At 71.7% G+C, this 16,869-nt stretch carries 17 protein-coding genes, 1 tRNA gene and 1 pseudogene; 7 read left to right on the top strand and 12 right to left on the bottom strand.

Annotated elements, in window-relative coordinates; translation table 11 throughout:
• The 5 genes and pseudogenes from AB0I73_RS37005 to AB0I73_RS36985 form a co-directional block, all read left to right on the top strand.
• A pseudogene (locus tag AB0I73_RS37005) lies at positions 1-310 on the top strand (hypothetical protein); the annotation flags it as partial.
• A 252-nt stretch (positions 311-562) separates the two neighbouring features.
• Positions 563-1,234, top strand: coding sequence for a CBS domain-containing protein (locus AB0I73_RS37000; protein WP_363044809.1), 672 nt, complete (start codon positions 563-565; stop codon positions 1,232-1,234).
• A gap of 40 nt (positions 1,235-1,274) precedes the next feature.
• Positions 1,275-1,940, top strand: a complete 666-nt coding sequence (locus AB0I73_RS36995) for a lysophospholipid acyltransferase family protein (RefSeq protein ID WP_363044808.1) — start codon at positions 1,275-1,277, stop codon at positions 1,938-1,940.
• Between the two features lie 96 nt (positions 1,941-2,036).
• Positions 2,037-2,414 (top strand): DUF6448 family protein, encoded by a 378-nt coding sequence (locus AB0I73_RS36990; RefSeq protein ID WP_363044807.1) that lies wholly within the window; start codon positions 2,037-2,039, stop codon positions 2,412-2,414.
• A gap of 275 nt (positions 2,415-2,689) precedes the next feature.
• On the top strand, positions 2,690-3,490 hold the full coding sequence (locus tag AB0I73_RS36985; RefSeq protein ID WP_363044806.1) for a sigma 54 modulation/S30EA ribosomal C-terminal domain-containing protein: 801 nt from the start codon (positions 2,690-2,692) through the stop codon (positions 3,488-3,490).
• Between the two features lie 329 nt (positions 3,491-3,819).
• Here AB0I73_RS36985 and AB0I73_RS36980 read toward each other — a convergent pair.
• Positions 3,820-3,893, bottom strand: a tRNA-Pro gene (locus tag AB0I73_RS36980).
• Between the two features lie 132 nt (positions 3,894-4,025).
• Here AB0I73_RS36980 and AB0I73_RS36975 point away from each other — a divergent pair.
• Both AB0I73_RS36975 and AB0I73_RS36970 read left to right on the top strand, forming a co-directional pair.
• Positions 4,026-4,733 (top strand): transketolase, encoded by a 708-nt coding sequence (locus tag AB0I73_RS36975; RefSeq protein WP_363044805.1) that lies wholly within the window; start codon positions 4,026-4,028, stop codon positions 4,731-4,733.
• 55 nt (positions 4,734-4,788) lie between these two features.
• Entirely contained in the window at positions 4,789-5,688 is a 900-nt protein-coding gene (locus AB0I73_RS36970; RefSeq protein WP_363044804.1) for a transketolase, read from the top strand.
• A 24-nt stretch (positions 5,689-5,712) separates the two neighbouring features.
• Here the strand turns inward: AB0I73_RS36970 and AB0I73_RS36965 are convergent, their stop codons facing one another.
• From AB0I73_RS36965 to AB0I73_RS36915, 11 genes are all read right to left on the bottom strand, one after another.
• The gene (locus AB0I73_RS36965) at positions 5,713-6,072 is read right to left on the bottom strand and encodes an MmcQ/YjbR family DNA-binding protein (RefSeq protein WP_181383317.1); all 360 of its coding nucleotides are present in this window, start codon (positions 6,070-6,072) and stop codon (positions 5,713-5,715) included.
• 55 nt (positions 6,073-6,127) lie between these two features.
• Positions 6,128-7,033, bottom strand: coding sequence for a LysR family transcriptional regulator (locus tag AB0I73_RS36960; protein ID WP_363044803.1), 906 nt, complete (start codon positions 7,031-7,033; stop codon positions 6,128-6,130).
• A gap of 45 nt (positions 7,034-7,078) precedes the next feature.
• On the bottom strand, positions 7,079-8,278 hold the full coding sequence (locus AB0I73_RS36955; RefSeq protein WP_363044802.1) for a glycine C-acetyltransferase: 1,200 nt from the start codon (positions 8,276-8,278) through the stop codon (positions 7,079-7,081).
• Positions 8,279-8,383: 105 nt separating this feature from the next.
• Positions 8,384-9,412, bottom strand: coding sequence for an L-threonine 3-dehydrogenase (gene tdh, locus AB0I73_RS36950; protein WP_109376188.1), 1,029 nt, complete (start codon positions 9,410-9,412; stop codon positions 8,384-8,386).
• 202 nt (positions 9,413-9,614) lie between these two features.
• A complete protein-coding gene (locus AB0I73_RS36945) occupies positions 9,615-10,235 on the bottom strand; it encodes a GAF domain-containing protein (RefSeq protein ID WP_363044801.1) in 621 nt (206 codons plus the stop codon).
• Positions 10,236-10,295: 60 nt separating this feature from the next.
• Positions 10,296-10,913 (bottom strand): ATP/GTP-binding protein, encoded by a 618-nt coding sequence (locus AB0I73_RS36940; RefSeq protein WP_363044800.1) that lies wholly within the window; start codon positions 10,911-10,913, stop codon positions 10,296-10,298.
• Complete coding sequence (locus tag AB0I73_RS36935) at positions 10,891-11,262, bottom strand: DUF742 domain-containing protein (RefSeq protein ID WP_363044811.1); 372 nt, start codon at positions 11,260-11,262, stop codon at positions 10,891-10,893. The genes AB0I73_RS36940 and AB0I73_RS36935 overlap by 23 nt, the downstream gene beginning before the upstream one ends.
• Before the next feature lie 2 nt (positions 11,263-11,264).
• On the bottom strand, positions 11,265-11,699 hold the full coding sequence (locus AB0I73_RS36930) for a roadblock/LC7 domain-containing protein (protein ID WP_363044799.1): 435 nt from the start codon (positions 11,697-11,699) through the stop codon (positions 11,265-11,267).
• A 62-nt stretch (positions 11,700-11,761) separates the two neighbouring features.
• On the bottom strand, positions 11,762-13,873 hold the full coding sequence (locus AB0I73_RS36925) for an ATP-binding protein (RefSeq protein WP_363044798.1): 2,112 nt from the start codon (positions 13,871-13,873) through the stop codon (positions 11,762-11,764).
• A 566-nt stretch (positions 13,874-14,439) separates the two neighbouring features.
• Complete coding sequence (locus tag AB0I73_RS36920; protein ID WP_363044797.1) at positions 14,440-15,675, bottom strand: MBL fold metallo-hydrolase; 1,236 nt, start codon at positions 15,673-15,675, stop codon at positions 14,440-14,442.
• 196 nt (positions 15,676-15,871) lie between these two features.
• On the bottom strand, positions 15,872-16,657 hold the full coding sequence (locus tag AB0I73_RS36915) for an SGNH/GDSL hydrolase family protein (RefSeq protein ID WP_363044810.1): 786 nt from the start codon (positions 16,655-16,657) through the stop codon (positions 15,872-15,874).
• Positions 16,658-16,869: the final 212 nt, after the last annotated feature.

Raw genomic sequence — 16,869 nt, 5'->3', positions numbered from 1 at the left:
GGCAGCGGAGGTGGTCGTACGCGGCCGGGCCGACGCCCGTCCCGGACCGCTGCTGTCGGTGGGGGTGGCGCGCTGGGACGAGGTCATGGACCTGCCCCACCTGGAACACGTCCGTCGCCTCCTCGGGCTGCTCGCCGCCCGCGGCGAGGGCATCACCCACGCCCGCCCCGCCTGCTACGGCGGCGTCGGCTTCACCCCCGCGCTCCACGCGGCCGGGGCCGACGGACAGGTGGTGCTCGTCGGCCCCGACCGGCTGTACCGGGACGACGGTTCGGCAGCGACGGCGAAGACGCGCAGTGCACGGCGGTGATCCGGTTCGGTCGGGGCTTTCCTTCGGCGTCCCGCACCTCGCAACTTCCCGGTGCTCCCGGTCGACCTGCAAGCGGGTCCTCGGTTAGGCGGGGGCCGTGATCACGGACCCGGTGCGTTCGCCGCCGGTGACCGCGCCGCCCGCTCAGGCAGGCGAGCAGGGGTGGCCGGACGCGTCGGCAGTGCGGGCACTCCCCGTGGGGCGGACAGTGGAGAGAGGACTTGCCGCGAGCGTCCGAGGAGGGAGCGGGACATGCTGCATCGCCTGGTCGGAGACCTCATGACCTCGGCCGTCGTGAGTGTGCGGCGGGAGACGGGCTTCAAGGACATCGCCGAGCACCTCGCGGAGCACGACATCACCGCGGTACCCGTCGTCGACGACCAGGGCCGCCCGGTCGGCGTGGTGTCGGAGGCGGACCTGCTGCGCAAACAGGAGAGCCAGGCCGATCCGGGCGGACATCTGGTCGCCGCCCACCTGCTGCCCGCGGAACGCGCCAAGGCCCACGCGCTGACCGCCGAGGAACTGATGACCAGCCCCGCCGTCACGACCCGACCCCAGGGGTCGGTCGTGGAGGCAGCCCGTGCCATGGCCCGCCACCACGTCAAACGGCTGCCCGTCGTGGACGACTCCGGCCGGTTGGTGGGCATCGTCAGCCGCAGCGACCTCCTGCGGGTCTTCCTCCGGCGAGACCTCACGATCAGAGAGGAGATCACGACGGACATCCTGACCCGCACCCTCGGCCTGGACCCCGGCACGGTCACCGTCCAGGTCACCGACGGCCGGGTGACGCTCAGCGGCACCGTGCTGCAGGAGAGCCTCATCCCCATCGCGATACGCCTGTCCGAGAGCGTCGACGGAGTCATCGACGTCACGAATCACCTCCGCCCCGAAACCGACACCACAGCCGGTGCACCACAGCGGTGACCCGCCTTCCTGCCGAGGTCGCCGCGTTGAGAGTGGTGTCGTGCTCAGTCACCTCGCAGGCATCGTGGTACCCGTGTTCGGCCATCTGAAAGTCACCACGGAAACCGGTGCCGCACCGCCTGCGGGCAGCATCATCATCGCCAACCACACCTCCCTCAGCGATCCTGCGATCGTGCTCGCCGCGCTGCACCGCCTCGGCACCGAACCCATCGTCCTCGCGGCTGCGGGGCTGTGGCGCGTCCCCGTGCTCGGCCGCGCCCTGACCTGGGAGGGGCACATCCCGGTTCACCGTCACGACCCGCGGGCCGCCCAAGCGCTGCAGGACGCCCAAGCCGCACTGGCCGCGGGCCGGTCCGTCCTGCTCTACCCGGAGGGTGGGCTCCCGCACCGCAAGGGCGCTCGCGAAGCCCCGCCCCGGCCCTTCCATCCGGGCCTCTTCCACCTCGCGCACTCGACCGGCGCCCCGGTCGTGCCGCTCGGACAGGCCGGAGCCCGTGCACTGGCATCAGGCGGCCTCGTCCAGCAGGTGGCCAGGCTGCTCACCGCTCCGCTGCACCGCCCGAAACTGTATGTGCACGTCGGAGCACCGCTGCGCCTCAGCAGCGAACAGGCCCGGGCCCTCGCCGTGGCCCGCGACGGGCTGACCCGGGCCTGGTACACCGCTGCACGACGGCTCGGCGAGCCGTTGAGGTTGGTCGGGTCCTGAAGACTGGACAACCGGTGTCAACCGATGATGGAGGTAAGCCGCGAAAGGAGTGATCGGCGATGCCACCGCACTGTGATTCCTCTCGACGGTCCCGTCGTGACGGCTGCGCGCAAAGCCCTGGAAGGAAGGGATGTCGACCAGATCCTGCCCTACGTGCCCGAGGCAGGAGAGCCAGAAGTCCGTGAGGCGTTCGGCCTCACCACCAAGGCGCGGACTCTCGGCCAAGAGGCGCAGGAAGTGGCCGACCGCTGGTTCTTCGAGACGGTCGTCCGCGTACACCGCTCCGGGGAAGGAGCTCCCTTCACGGGGCTCAAGCCGGCCGGGCTCGATGTCGGACCGGTGATACCGGCTGCCGAACGTGCCCTCGGCGCCGGCTCCGCGGACGAACTGACCGGGATACTCTGCGGGATCATCCGTGAACAGGTGGAAGAGCGTCACGGCCGCGCCATGGCGTTCAAGGAGCACCTGAAGTGATCAACGGACGGCTCCCTTGACGGAAGGACGGCCCCCGGGCGGGGCCGTTCCCGGAATGCGAAGAGGCGCGGCCCGTGAGCGGGCGTCCCAGTTCCAGGATCGACGCTTTTTGCGCCGTCGGCAGGATCGAAGGCACCAAGTGGGCCGTTCAGGACTCGGCTCGCCGTGCGGTCCCGGCCGGGAAGATCCGCCAACCGGGGCCAAGGGGGCCTTCGGTCTTCCGCGCACAGGCGGTGGGGAATAAGCATGGAAAGGGACACTTGGAGGAGTTCGCCATGAAACGATCCGCTTTCCAGCAGACTCCCGAGGTCCAGGTGGAGACCCGCGGGCAGCTGCCACCGGACGCGGCCGCGTACGCGCGGGACAAGGTACGGGCCGTCCTTGGCCAGACGCGGGAACCGGTTCTGTTCGCCCGGGTGAGGCTGAACCGTACGGCGAACCCGGCCGTGGAGCGCCCGGTGATCGCCCAGGCCAACCTGGACGTCAACGGTCGGCCCGCCCGTGCGCACGTTGCGGCGAGGTCCGCCACCGAGGCCGTGGACCTGCTCCAGGACCGGCTGGCGGAACGACTGGCCCGGCTGGCCGAGCACTGGGAGGCCCGCCGGGGCCGGATGCCCGTGCCCAGCCCGCACGAGTGGCGGCACGGCAGTGAACCCGCCCACCGCCCCGACTACTATCCGCGACCAGTGGAGGAGCGGCAGGTCGTCCGCCACAAGTCCTTCTCCCTCGCCCGGGAGACACCGGAAGAAGCGGCCTTCGAACTGGAGTCGATGGACTACCGCTTCCATCTGTTCACCGCCGCCGACTCCGGCGAGGACAGCGTTCTCTACCATGCCGGGCCGACCGGCTACCGGCTCGCCCAGGTGCACCCCCACCCGCGCCCGGAAGGCAACGTGGCCGTACCACTGACCGTCAGCGAGCTCCCGGCACCCCGGATGAACGTGGCCGAAGCACAGCAGCGCCTGGAGGCCACCGGATTCCCGTTCGTGTTCTTCGCCGACGAGACCACCGGGCGCGGCAATGTGCTGTACCACCGCTACGACGGCCACTACGGCCTGATCACACCCGCCGAGTAGCAGTCCTCACGCACACGCCGACCGCGGCTACCGGACGAGTGCGCCTTCGCCGAAGCGCGGCACGACCGGGTCCCGGCCAACTGGTCGTCGATCCGGCCGCGGAGGGTCCGGGCGGCGTCCGGCTCACCGATCAGGTGACGGACGGCGGAGGGGCACCACCGTCACGCAAACAGCCGATGATGCCGACGCCGCCGAACGTGCTCACGTCAGTCGCCTGCCGCTCATCGTCGGCAAGCCGGAACACGCCGGTCCCCAACTGGTCCCCAACAATGGTCAAAGGCCGGTTTCGGATTGCTCCGAAACCGGCCCTGACCTGTGACTCTCACGAGTCGGGACGACAGGATTTGAACCTGCGACCCCTTGACCCCCAGTCAAGTGCGCTACCAAGCTGCGCCACGTCCCGATGCCCGTCTGACCTGGGGATTCCCCGGGATCAACGCGCACGGAAACAATACCGCACTCGGGACGGTGATCGCGCACCCGTTTGCACGGCGGGGCTTGACCTGAAGTTTGGTTGAGGTTGCACGATCGCCGTATGACGATCACCGAGGAACACACACGTACGTACGGGTTCGCGGATCTGCCGGGGCTGATGGGCCTGATGACCGGCGACGAGAAGCACGGGCCGGCCGCCACCTCCACGCTGGACGTGCTGTGGGTGCTCTACGACCGGGTGCTGCGCGTCTCGCCGGAACGGACGGACGCCCAGGACCGGGACAGGTTCCTGCTGTCGAAGGGGCACGGGCCGATGGCGTACTACGCCGTGCTGGCCGCCAAGGGCTTCCTGCCGGTGGAGTGGCTGCCGGGCTTCGGCTCGTACGACTCCCCGCTCGGCCACCACCCCGACCGGGTGCTGGTGCCGGGGGCCGAGATCGGCAGCGGCTCACTGGGGCACGGGCTGCCGATCGCGGTCGGGACGGCGCTGGGGCTGCGCGCGCAGGGGCTGGACGGACCGGGGGTATGGACGCTGATCGGGGACGCCGAACTGGACGAGGGCAGCAACCACGAGGCGATCGCCTTCGCCGGGCCGGCCGGTCTGGAACGGCTGCACACCGTAGTCGTCGACAACTCCTCCGCCAGTCACGCCCGGCCCGGCGGGATCGTCGCGCGTTTCGAGGCGGCCGGCTGGTCCGCGCTCACCGTCGACGGCCGTGACCACGAGGCGCTGTACGCCGCGTTCACCGCGCCGCATCCGGGCCGCCCGCACGTGGTGGTGGCTCGGGTCGAGCCGAAGTACGCGTGACCCCTCCCCTTCTTTCAGTCAAGTTCGGTATGCGGTATGGAAAGGACTGACTTCCGTGGACACCATGCGTGACCGTTTCGCCCCTGTCGTCACCCGGCTGCTCGACGAGGACCCCCGGGTCGCGGTGGTCCTCGCCGAGATCGGCAAGGACGGCTTCACCGAGGCGCTGCGCCGGCACCCGGACCGGGTCGTCAACGTCGGCATCCGGGAGCAGCTCCTGGTGGGGGCCGCCGCCGGAATGGCGCTCACCGGCCTGCGACCCGTCGTGCACACGTTCGCCAGCTTCCTCGTCGAGCGGCCCTTCGAGCAGGTCAAGCTGGATCTCGGGCACCAGGGCGCGGGTGCCGTGCTGGTGAGCGCCGCCGCGTCCTTCGACTGGCCGGCCGGCGGTTACACACACATGGCGCCCGGTGACGTGGCACTGCTGGACACCCTGGACGGCTGGACCGTGCATGTGCCGGGGCATCCGGACGAGGCCGAGACGCTGCTGCGGCACGCGGTGGCCGCCGGGGACGACAAGGTGTACGTGCGGCTGTCCCTGCAGTCCAACGCGCACCCGCTGCCGGTGGACGGTGAGCGCTTCCGCACCGTCCGCGAGGGCCGCTCCGCGGTGGTGGTCGCCGTGGGGCCCGTTCTGGAGGCCGTCCTCGCGGCCACGGAGGGGCTCGACGTCACCGTCCTGTACGCCACCACCGTCCGGCCCTTCGACGCGGCCGCGCTGCGGCGGGCCACCGGGACCGCCGGGACGGACGTCGTCCTCGTCGAGCCGTACCTGGCGGGTACGTCGGTGGCGCGGGCGAACGACGCCTTGTCCGACGTACCGCACCGGGTGCTGGGGCTGGGCGTGGGGCGGCGGGAACTGCGACGGTACGGGCAGCTCGAGGAGCACGTCGCAGCGCACGGTCTCGACGCCACCTCACTCCGGGAGCGGATCACGGGCTTCGTCTCGGGGTGAACGAATGGCAACGCCCGCCGGTGTTCAGCCCACGGACGGCAGCCCCAGCCGGGGATACGCCTCGAGCAGCCGGGGCGGGGCCGCCTGGCGCCAGGAGTCGGCGAGGATGTCACGCAGTTCGTCCTCGCCGTCGAGGGCGGCGAGGCGCGCCCTGACCCAGGCGAACTGCGCCTCGTGGTCCGCGATCCAGAACTTCTCCGGTTCGGCGAGGGCCAGTTCGTCGCGCTCCTCCTTGGGACAGCGCACGGCGATGGACGTCTCGTCCTCGGGCAGGGTGGCGAACATCTTCCCCGCGACCCGGAACGTGGGCATGCTCCACGCGATCTTCTCCGTGGTGTCCGGCAGGGACAGGGCGATCCGTCGTACGTCTTCGGCATCCGGCATGTCAGGCACCGTAGCGACTGCCACTGACAACCGGTCACGGGACGGGGCCGGTCGCCTACGGTGCTCCGGCGGCCTCACTCAGTGCGTCCAGCACCGGGCGGATCAGCGGGTGCTCCTCGGCTCCCCGGCGTACGGCGGCGAAGACCCGGCGGGTGGGTGCCACGCCGTCGACGGGGCGGACGACGACACCCGTCAGGTCCGTGCCGCGCAGCGCCGAGCGCGGGACCAGGGCGACACCCACGTCCGCCGAGGCCAGCGCCACCACCGCGCGGAAGTCGTCAGAAGTGTGCTCCAGGCGGGGCTGGAATCCGGCGTTCTCGCAGGCCAGGACGAGCACGTCATGGCAGGGGTTGCCGGGGTAGGGGCCGATCCACGGGTCCTTGGCCAGCTCGGCGAGCGGCACCTCGGCGGTGTCGGCCAGCCGGTGGCTGACGGGGACGACCGCGTCGAAGGGCTCCGCGTACAGCGGTACGTGGGTCAGCCGCGGGTCGTCGGCGGACGGCGCTCCCCGGTACTCGACGGCCACGGCGACGTCGATCTGCCGGTCCAGCAGCATCGGCAGGCTGGCGTCGCCCTCGGCGTCCTGGACGTGGATGCGGATACCGGGAGCCGTGGCGGCGAGGCGGACCAGAGCGGGCACGACGACCTGGGCGATCCCGGTCGCGAAGGAGGCGACGGTGAGGGTGCCGGCCGCGCCCGAACTGTAGTCGGCGAGTTCGGCCGCGGCCCGCTCCAGCTGGGCGAAGACCACGTGGGTGTGGTCGAGCAGGATCTCGCCGGCCGGCGTCAGCCGTACCCCCTTGGCGCTGCGCTCCACCAGCCGGTGGCCGGTCTCCTGCTCCAGCGCGGTCAGTTGCTGGGACACGGCCGAGGGGGTCAGGTACAGCGCGGCGGCAGCCGCCGTGACCGTGCGGTGGTCGGCCACCGCACGCAGGATGTGGAGCCGCCGTGCCTCGATCATGAGACCGGATTCTCTCAGATCCCCTCGAACGCCACCGCGCTCCGCTCAGGCGTCGAGCTCCGCCCGCGCCGCCACGAAGGCGTCCACCGCGCGGTTCACGTCCTCGGTGGAGTGGGCCGCGGACAGCTGGACCCTGATCCGGGCCTGTCCCTCGGGCACCACGGGGTAGGAGAAGCCGATCACGTACACACCGCGTTCCAGCAGCAGCTCCGCCAGGCGTCCCGCGCGGGCCGCGTCGCCGATCATCACCGGGACGATGGGGTGGTCGCCGGGGAGGATGTCGAAGCCCTCGCCGGTCATCCGGCGGCGGAACAGGGCGGTGTTCTCACCCAGCCGGACCCTCAGGTCGTCCGCGGACTCCAGCAGGTCGAGGACCTTCAGCGAGGCCGCCGCGATCACCGGGGCGAGGGTGTTCGAGAACAGGTACGGCCGGGAACGCTGGCGCAGCAGGGCGACGATCTCCGCGCGGGCGGCGACATAGCCGCCGGAGGCGCCGCCGAGCGCCTTGCCGAGGGTGCCGGTGAGGATGTCGACGCGGTCCATGACGCCGTGCAGTTCGGGGGTGCCGCGTCCGCCGGGTCCGACGAAGCCCACGGCGTGCGAGTCGTCGACCATGACCATGGCGTCGTGGCGGTCGGCGAGGTCGCAGATCTCGTCCAGCGGCGCGACATGGCCGTCCATGGAGAAGACGCCGTCGGTGACGATCAGCTTGCGTCGCGCCCCGCCCTCGGCGGCCTCCTTCAACTGGCGCTCCAGGTCCGCCATGTCACGGTTGGCGTAACGGAAGCGGCGGGCCTTGGACAGCCGGATGCCGTCGATGATCGACGCGTGGTTGAGCGCGTCGGAGATCACCGCGTCGTCCGGGCCGAGCAGCGTCTCGAACACGCCGCCGTTGGCGTCGAAGCAGGACGAGTAGAGGATCGTGTCCTCCTGGCCGAGGAACGCCGACAGCCGGGCCTCCAGCTCCTTGTGCACCTCCTGCGTGCCGCAGATGAAGCGCACCGACGCCATGCCGTAGCCCCAGCGGTCGAGGGCCTCGTGGGCGGCGGCGAGCACCTCGGGGTGGTCGGCGAGGCCGAGGTAGTTGTTGGCGCAGAAGTTGAGGACCTCACCGGGCCGGCCGCCCGCGGTGACGTTCACGGTGGCGGACTGCGGGGTGCCGATCACCCGCTCGGGCTTGTGCAGTCCGGCGGCGCGGATCTCGTCGAGGGTGGTGCGGAGGTCGTCGCGCACGGAGTCGAACATGGGAAGGCTCCTGGATGAAGGTGCTCGCGGATGAGGTGGATGCCGAAGAAGAGGAAGGTGTCGGGCGGGCGCCGGGGCGGGGGTGCCCGGGACGGGGTGCCGGGGTCAGGACGTCCAGTCGAGGATGATCTTGCCGCCGCGGCCGCTCGCCGCGTCCTCGAACGCCGCCTCGAAGTCGCGGTGGGAGTACCGGCCGGTGATCACGGGGGCGAGGTCCAGGCCGCCCTCCAGCAGCACCGACATGGCGTACCAGGTCTCGAACATCTCACGGCCGTAGATGCCCTTGAGGGTGATCATCGAGGTGACGATCCGGGCCCAGTCGACCGGGAACTCCTCGGCCGGCAGACCCAGCATCGCGATCCGGCCGCCGTGGGTCATGTTGGCGATCATGTCCCGCATCGCCTCGGGGCGGCCGGACATCTCCAGGCCGACGTCGAACCCCTCGCGCAGACCGAGGATCTGCTGCCCGTCGGCGATGGCCGACTCCCCCACGTTCAGCGCCAGGCTCACGCCGATCTTGCGGGCGAGTTCCAGACGCTCCTCGCTGACGTCGGTGATCATGACATGGCGGGCTCCGGCGTGCCGGGCCACGGCGGCGGCCATCAGGCCGATCGGTCCGGCGCCGGTGATCAGGACGTCCTCCCCGACGAGCGGAAAGGACAGGGCGGTGTGCACGGCGTTGCCGAACGGGTCGAAGATCGCGGCGACGTCGAGGTCGACGGGCACACGGTGCACCCAGACGTTGGTCGCGGGCAGCGCGACGTACTCGGCGAACGCGCCGTCGCGGCCGACGCCGAGCCCGATGGTGGCGCGGCACAGGTGCCGTCGTCCGGCCAGGCAGTTGCGGCACTTGCCGCACACGAGGTGGCCCTCGCCGCTGACCCGGTCACCGGTCTTGATCTCGTCGACGTCCCGCCCCGTCTCGACGACCTCGCCGACGAATTCGTGCCCGAGGACCAGCGGAGTACTGATCGTCTGTCGGGCCCAGCCGTCCCAGGACCGGATGTGCAGGTCGGTGCCGCAGATACCGGTGCGCAGCACTTTGATCAGCACGTCACCGGGCCCGACGGCCGGCTCCGGAACGTCCGCGAGCCACAGCCCGGGTTCGGCCTTCTCCTTGACGAGCGCCTTCAACGCCACGGCTCCTGAGGGTGAGTCCCGGCTCCCGGGCATGCCGGAGCAGCCCAGGCCGGGAGGCGGAGTGGATTCGCACTGCAATCTGCCGTACGCCACCCTCACCGGTCCATCGAGGATTTCTTAAGCGTGGCCGCAGCTTTCCTTCACGCCGTCACCCCATCGGCCCCCTGCTCACCTGCCCACCACCGGGCCCGTGGGTTCACCACGACGGCCCGTCGATCTCTCCGTGTTCCAGGTGTGCCAGGTGTTCGAGGTTTTCGAGGCGTTCGAGGCGTTCGAGCCGTACGACGAGCCCCGCGGCCTGCTCCTTGATGGAAGCGAGCCCCGCCTGCCCCCAGGCCCGCGGCTGGATGTCGGAGACCGACACGGTGCCCAGCACCATGCCGGTGCTGTCGATGAGCGGGGCGCCCAGGTAGGAGCGCACCCCGAACTCGTCCACGACCGGGTTGCCCGCGAACCGCGGATAGTCGCTCACGTCCCCCAGGGCCAGTGCCTTGCGCCGGGCCACCACATGGGGGCAGAAGCCGTGGTCGCGGGGCAGTGCCCGGCCCAGCAGGGCGCCGGTGCCGTCGCCGCGGACCACGGGCGCGACCGCCGGGGCGTGCAGACCGGCGAAGAACTGCCCGTCCTCCCTCAGGAAGTTGACCATGGCGTACGCCGCCCCGGTGAGCTCGGCGAGGCCGTACGCGAAGGCGTCGAGCGTGGGCTCGGGGCGCTCGCCCAGGCCCAGTCGGCGCAGCCGCCGGGTGCGGGCCGGGGCCTCCTTGTCCTCGGGGGTGAGCAGCAGACGACCGGCCGGGCGGGGCGGGTCGTAGCTCATGGGCGGACTCCCTGGGTATGGGCAAAACGCATATACGGGCTCCTTGACGGTGTGCGGGGATCACATATGGGCGCCATACCCCGTGGCAGGGGCCGGGGCGTGGGCGATGAGGTGGCGTACCAGGGTCAGCAGGGTCTGTACGCCCGAGCTGGAGATCCGGGCGTCGCAGCACACGACGGGGATCTCGTCGGTCAGGTCCAGGGCGGCACGCACCTCCTGGGGGTCGTAGCGGAAGGCACCGTCGAACTCGTTGACGGCGATGACGAAACCGAGGCCGCGCTGCTCGAAGAAGTCGACGGCGGCGAAGCACTCCTCCAGGCGCCGGGTGTCGGCGATGACGACCGCGCCGAGGGCGCCCTCGCAGAGTTCGTCCCACATGAACCAGAACCGCTCCTGGCCCGGTGTGCCGAACAGGTACAGCACATGCTCCGGATCCAGGGTGATGCGGCCGAAGTCCATCGCCACGGTCGTCTCGACCTTGTTCTCGATCCCGTCGAGCCGGTCGGTGGCGGCACTGACCGTGGTGAGCAGTTCCTCCGTGCTGAGCGGCGCGATCTCGCTGACCGCGCCGACGAAGGTGGTCTTGCCCACGCCGAACCCGCCCGCCACCAGGACCTTGAGCGCGGTGGGGAACGGTTCGGTGCCGGTGCCGCGGTCAGAGCTGTCGTCGTAGTCCATCGAGCACTGCCTCCAGAAGGGCCCGGTCCGTCGGGTTGTGGTCGGACACGGGGGGCTTGGTGGTGAGCCCCCCGCAGTCGACGAGGTCCGCCAGCAGCACCTTGGTGACGGCCACCGGCAGCTTGAGGTGGGCGGCGACCTCGGCGACCGGGAGGGGGGCGCGGCACAGGTCGAGTGCCTGCGCATGCTCGGGGCCGAGGTAGCCGAAAGGGGTGGCCCCGGTGGCCATCACCTGCGACATCAGGCCGAGTTCGACGGTGGGGCGGGTACGGCCGTCGCTGACGGTGAAGGGGCGCACCAGCCGCCCGGCCGCGTCGTCCAACCAGGGGCCGTCGCCGGCCGCCGCCACGTTCAAGGCCTCATCACCGGGGGTTCGGCGGCGGGCTGCCGGGGAGCGGTCATCAGATACGGCCGGACGCTCTTGACCAGCATCGCCATCTCGTAGCCGAGCACCGCCGCGTCGGCCTCGCGGCCGGCCAGCACGGCGAGGCAGGTGCCGGAACCGGCGGTGGAGACGAACAGCAGGGTCGAGTCGAGTTCGACGACGACCTGGCGGACCTCGCCGCCGTCGCCGAAGCGGATGCCGGCGCTGCGGCCGAGCGAGTAGAGGCCGGAGGCCAGGGCTGCCATGTGGTCGGCGCTGTCCGCGTCGAGGCCGTGCACGGACTTCACCAGCCCGTCGCAGGAGAGCAGCACGGCACTCGACGTGTGCGGTACCCGTTGCACGAGGCCGCTCATCAGCCAGTCGAGGTCGGACACGTGGGCGGTCGGCGCATCGCTCGCCATGGTGGATCGACTCCTTGGGGTACGAAGGTCTGCGGGAGCGCTGTGGGTGGGTGCGGGCATGCTCATCCGGCGGGTGCGCTCCCGTCGTCCCGGGCGGTGTGGTCGGTGCGGGGCGCGGGCACCCCGTCATGGGCACCGCGCATTTCCCGGGGCACCGCGGGCACCTGGCGCGCCTCCATGGTGTGGGGCTCCATGGTGTGAGGTTCCGTGGCACGGGTCTGCGTGGTGTGGAGCAGATCCATGGGGTGGGCGTCCATGGGCCGTGACGGCAGCATGGACACGGACCCCGTGGGGTCGCCCCCCATGTGCTCGCCGGCGTTGTCGTCGCGCCCCATGTGGCCGGCGTCCGTGGGTTGTTGGGTTTCGGCGAGGCTGACGCCCCGTTGGAAGGCCGCCATCAGGTGGGGATCGTGACCGGCGACGTGTTCGGTCTCCTGACGCGGCGTGGGGCCGTCGCGGAGTTGGGGCACGAGGTGCTCCTGGGCACGGCGGCGGGGCAGCCGGGGTTTGTCCATGGTGCCGCGCACCGTGCCGTCGCGCGAGGTGAGGAGAGCGGCCCCCGCCCCGTTCTCAGCGAGGGTCCGCCGGTCGTCGGGGTTGACGCCGGGGGTCGCCTCGGCCGGGTTGGGCCGTACCCCGCGGGCACCCCGCAGCGGCAGGGGTGGTGCCACGCCGTCGGGGGGCGACGGGGCCGGAACGGTGGCGTGGTCGCGGCGGTGCGACCGCTCTCCCGCGGCATGCGGCACCGGGGTGCGGGGCGCCCCGGACCCCTGCATCGGTCCGGGTCCGGAGCCCGCCTGCGGATCGGGCAGCGGGCCGGTTCCGTATTCGGCGGGCCCGGGCAGCGGGACACCCCCGGGCGTGGGCACGGGGTGCCCGGGCCGGGGCGTCGGCCCGCCGCCGTGCTCCGCGCCCGGCACCGCGTCGTTCTCTCGCGGCTGTCCCGTGCCCTGCCCCGCGCCCCACGGCTCCGCGCCCAGCAATGACTGCGGCACGACGAGCACGGCCTGCACTCCGCCGTAGATGTTGCTCTGCAGCCGGACCTGGATGCCGTGCCGCTTCGCGAGCTGCGAGACCACGAACAGACCGATGCGTCCGTCGGCCAGCAGGCCGGCCACATTGACCTGGTCCGGGTCGGCGAGCAGGACGTTCATCCGTTCCTGCTCGCCCATGGGCATGCCGAGTCCGCGGTCCTCGACCTCGACGGCGAGCCCGGAGGTGACGAGGCCTGCGCGGAGCAGCACCTGGGTGTGCGGGGCGGAGTACAGCGTGGCGTTCTCGACGAGTTCGGCCAGCAGGTGGATGACGTCGGCGACGGCGTGCCCGCGCAGGGTGCCGTCGATCGGCGGGACGAGTTTGACCCGCGAGTACTGCTCGACCTCGGCGATGGCCGAGCGCAGCACCTCGCTCATGGAGACGGGGTTGCTCCACTGCCGCCGGGAGACGGCTCCGCCGAGCACGGCGAGGTTCTCGGCGTGGCGGCGGATGCGGGTGGCGAGATGGTCGACGTGGAAGAGTCCCTTGAGCAGGTCGGGGTCCTCGATCTCGTTCTCCATCTCGTCGAGGAGGGAGATCTCGCGGTGGACCAGGGACTGCAGGCGCCGGGCCAGGTTGACGAACACCTCGAGCTTCTGTTCGTTGCCCGTCTGGCTGGAGAGCTGGGACGCCTGCACGACGGCGGTGACGGCGCCGTCGTGCGCCCGGGACAGGTCGGCGGCGAGCAGGTCGAAGTCGTCGGCGTCCTCCGGCGTCCTGTCGCGCTGTCCCCGTGGTGGCGGGCCCTCCCCCCGGCGCAGGGCGTCCACCAGAGCACCCAGGTCGACCTCGCGCCGAGCCGTGCTCCGACGCAGGCTCTCCACCCTCTCGTGCACGGAGCGGGCGGCACGGTCGGCGGCCACGGCGGCGATGACGATGCCGGCGAGGGCCACCGACCCCGCGCCGCCGAGCACGGCCCACAGCGTGGCGCCGGGTCGTACCCCGGTGGAGCGGACCGTGAACAGCACGGCCGCGCAGGCGCTGAGGGCGACCGCGACGGGCGGCAGCACGGCGAGCCGCAGCAGCTGGGGCCGTATCTGCGTCTCGGGGAGCGCGGGGGCGGGCCGGGAGGACGGGCGTCCGTGCCGTCCGCCCTCCCGCCGGTCCGTGCGGGAGGCCGGAGCGCGGGAGCCGGGCACCGGTGTCCTCGAACTGGTACTGGCCCGTCGGTTCCGGGTGCCGGTCGCGCCCGAGACGTCGGCCGGGCCCGGCCGACGGGACTCCTCTCCCCGTCGGCTCCCTCGTCCGTCTGCTGCCTGCACGTACCGGTCCCCGCTCCCTGATCCGATCCGGTGAACATGACCCCGGGGCGCGATGCGCCCGACCGACACTCACCGTAGTCACCACCGCATCACGTGCGGTGGTGAGTTGACAAACTTGCCCGGACAGCGTCCCGCTCTGGTATGAGGCGTCGTACGACAGACCGATAAACTCGTCAGAGAGCCACTCGGAAACGGTCACAGATCGATCCGGCCTGGTCAGAAGCGGTCACGAGCGCAGACCGAGGGCCGGGGAGCTCATGGCTCCCCGGCCCTCACCCTTCCGGCGCCCACTCACCCGGGACCGCCGCGGCGGCCGCGGTCCCTCCGTCACGGCGTCCCCCGGGGATCCTTCACACCCGAGGGAGACCCACAGAATTCTCACTCTCCGTAGCAGCACAGGCCATGGCTCCTGAGCTCCTGGGCTCCTGGGCTCCTGGGCTATGTCACTCCTCTCCCACCAGGTCCAGGTCCTCGTGGGAGGAGGCGGAGGGGGCCGTGACGGGGGCGGGCAGCGGCCACTTGTGGTTCGGGACGTGTCCCACCTCCCGCCACCACGTCTTCGTCGGCAGCTCTCCCGCGGGCTCGAACGGCAGGCCCGGGACGGGGAAGGCGGCGGGCTGACCGACCGCGTCGGCGGCCGCCATCGTCCACTCGCCGGGCTCCGCCCAGGGGTGCGGCGCCAGGTTGAAGGTGCCCCAGTGGATCGGCAGGAAGACACCGTCCGGGCGGCCTCTTTGCAGGTCAAGATGGGCCTGGATACCCTCGGCCGGGTTCATGTGGATCTCGGGCCAGGAGCCCGGTCCCGGGACCGGGTCCAGTCGGCCCTTGGGCCAGAAGTCCGAGTACGCGCCGATCTGGATCATCGTCGCGTCGAACGGGCCGTGGTCGGCGCCGATGTCCTTGAAACCGTCGAAGTAGCCGGTGTCGCCGCTGTGGTACACGCGGTGCTCCGCACCTGCCACGACCCAGGAGGCCCACAGGGTGTGCTGGGCGTTGCGCAGTCCCCGGCCGCAGAAATGGCGGGCCGGGGTGGCCGTGAGGGTGAGTCCGCCGACCCTCGTCGCCTCGTACCAGTCCAGTTCGCGCAGCCGGTCGGCGGACACGCCCCAGTGCTCCAGATGAGCACCCACCCCGAGCGGCACGGCGAACAGCGTGTCCGTGCCGGCCAGCGCCTTGATGGTGGGCAGGTCCAGGTGGTCGTAGTGGTCGTGCGAGATCACCACGACGTCGACCGGGCCGAGCGCGGCCAGCGGCAGGGGCACCGGGTGCAGCCGCCGGGGCCCGACGAAGGGGAAAGGGGAGCAGCGCTCGCCCCACACGGGGTCGAACAGGACCCGCTGCCCGTCCATCTCCGTGAGGACGCTGGAGTGGCCCATCCAAGTGAGGCGCAGCCCGGTGGCCGGCGGCCGGGCCAGGTCGGCGAGGGTGGTGGAGTGCACCGGCACGGTACCGCGCGGCGCACGGCTGTGCCGGGCCTCCTTGTCGAAGTAGGTCTTCGCCAGGTCTCGGGCCGCGCCCTCGGACCGGGGCCGGACGGGGTCCCCGGGGTTCTGGAACACCCCGTCCCGGTAGTGCGGGGATCTGCGGATGCGCTCCATGCGCTCCCCACTCGGGTCCGCGCCGAAGGCCGCGGACCGCAGCGCACGGAGCCCGGAGCTCTGGGAACGGAAACCGGCCACGATGCCTCCCAGCGGAGTCGGTCAGACATCCCATTATGTGCGGACAGGCCGGTACCGCGGTGTCGGACGGGACGGAACCGGCCGCACGGGACGAGGGGCCGACCGGGCTCCGGCCCCTCGCGGGGGCGGGGTGCGGGCGCCCGCTCCCGCCCCCGCGCCCAGGCCTGTTGCCCGCCGCCTCCGTCCCCCTCCGGCGTTACGCCACCGAGGCGATCCGCACCTTGATGTCGTCCGGGGACAGCGTCCCCTTCGCCGTCACGTGGTCCCCCGACGATTCCCCGCGCAGTCGGCGCCCTATCCACGGCACCAGGTACTCGCGCGCCCAGTGGACGTCGTCCCGTCGGACGTCGAGGTTGCCGCGCGGCGGCAGCGGGGGCCAGGGCTGCTCCGGGTCGGCCGGGACGTCCAGGCCGAGGGCCTGGCCCGCGCGGAGCGCCACGCGCGTGTGCCCCTCGGGCGACAGGTGGAGCCGGTCCGCGTCCCAGGCCCTGCGGTCCTGGACGCTCCTCAGGGACCACAGGTCGAGCACCGGGCAGCCGTACCGGTCGGCGACGGCCCGCACGTGCCCGTTGTAGGTGGCGATCTTTCCGCGCAGATGCTTGAGCAGGGGCACCCCCCGGGTGTCGAACCCCGTGGTCACCAGGACCGTGCCGGAGACCGCCGTGAGCGCGGCCACAGCCTGCTCGAAACGCTCGGCCACCTCGTCGGGGTCGGTGCCGGGGCGGAGGATGTCGTTGCCGCCCGCGCAGAAGGAGACCAGCGCGGGAGCCAGTTCGACGGCCCGCGGAACCTGGTCGGCCATGATCTGGTCGAGCAGTTTTCCGCGCACCGCGAGATTCGTGTACTGGAAGTCGCCTTCGGGACGACGGTCGGCGAGAAGTACGGCGAAGCGGTCGGCCCAGCCGACGAACGCCCCGTCCGGGCCGGGGTCGCCGACGCCCTCGGTGAAGCTGTCCCCCACCGCCACGTACGACCCGATCACTGATGTGCTGTCACTCTTCGAATCGTCTGCCACGAGGGGACATGATTCCCTTTCGAATGTGACCTACGCGACCGTAGGAAGGGGTTGACGTGCGGTGAGATAAGCCACTCCCGAAGCATCGCCCCATTCCGGAACAGCCCTGTCGGCAAGAACGTTGAGGGGCGAAGCACGCCCGGGGGGGGGGGCCCGGGGTGGGGGGGGGGGCGCCGGGC

Source organism: Streptomyces sp. NPDC050388 (genome assembly GCF_040655635.1).
Taxonomy (GTDB): domain Bacteria; phylum Actinomycetota; class Actinomycetes; order Streptomycetales; family Streptomycetaceae; genus Streptomyces.
Note: the sequence above shows the minus strand (reverse complement) of the source record. Positions and strands in the feature narration are given on the sequence as shown.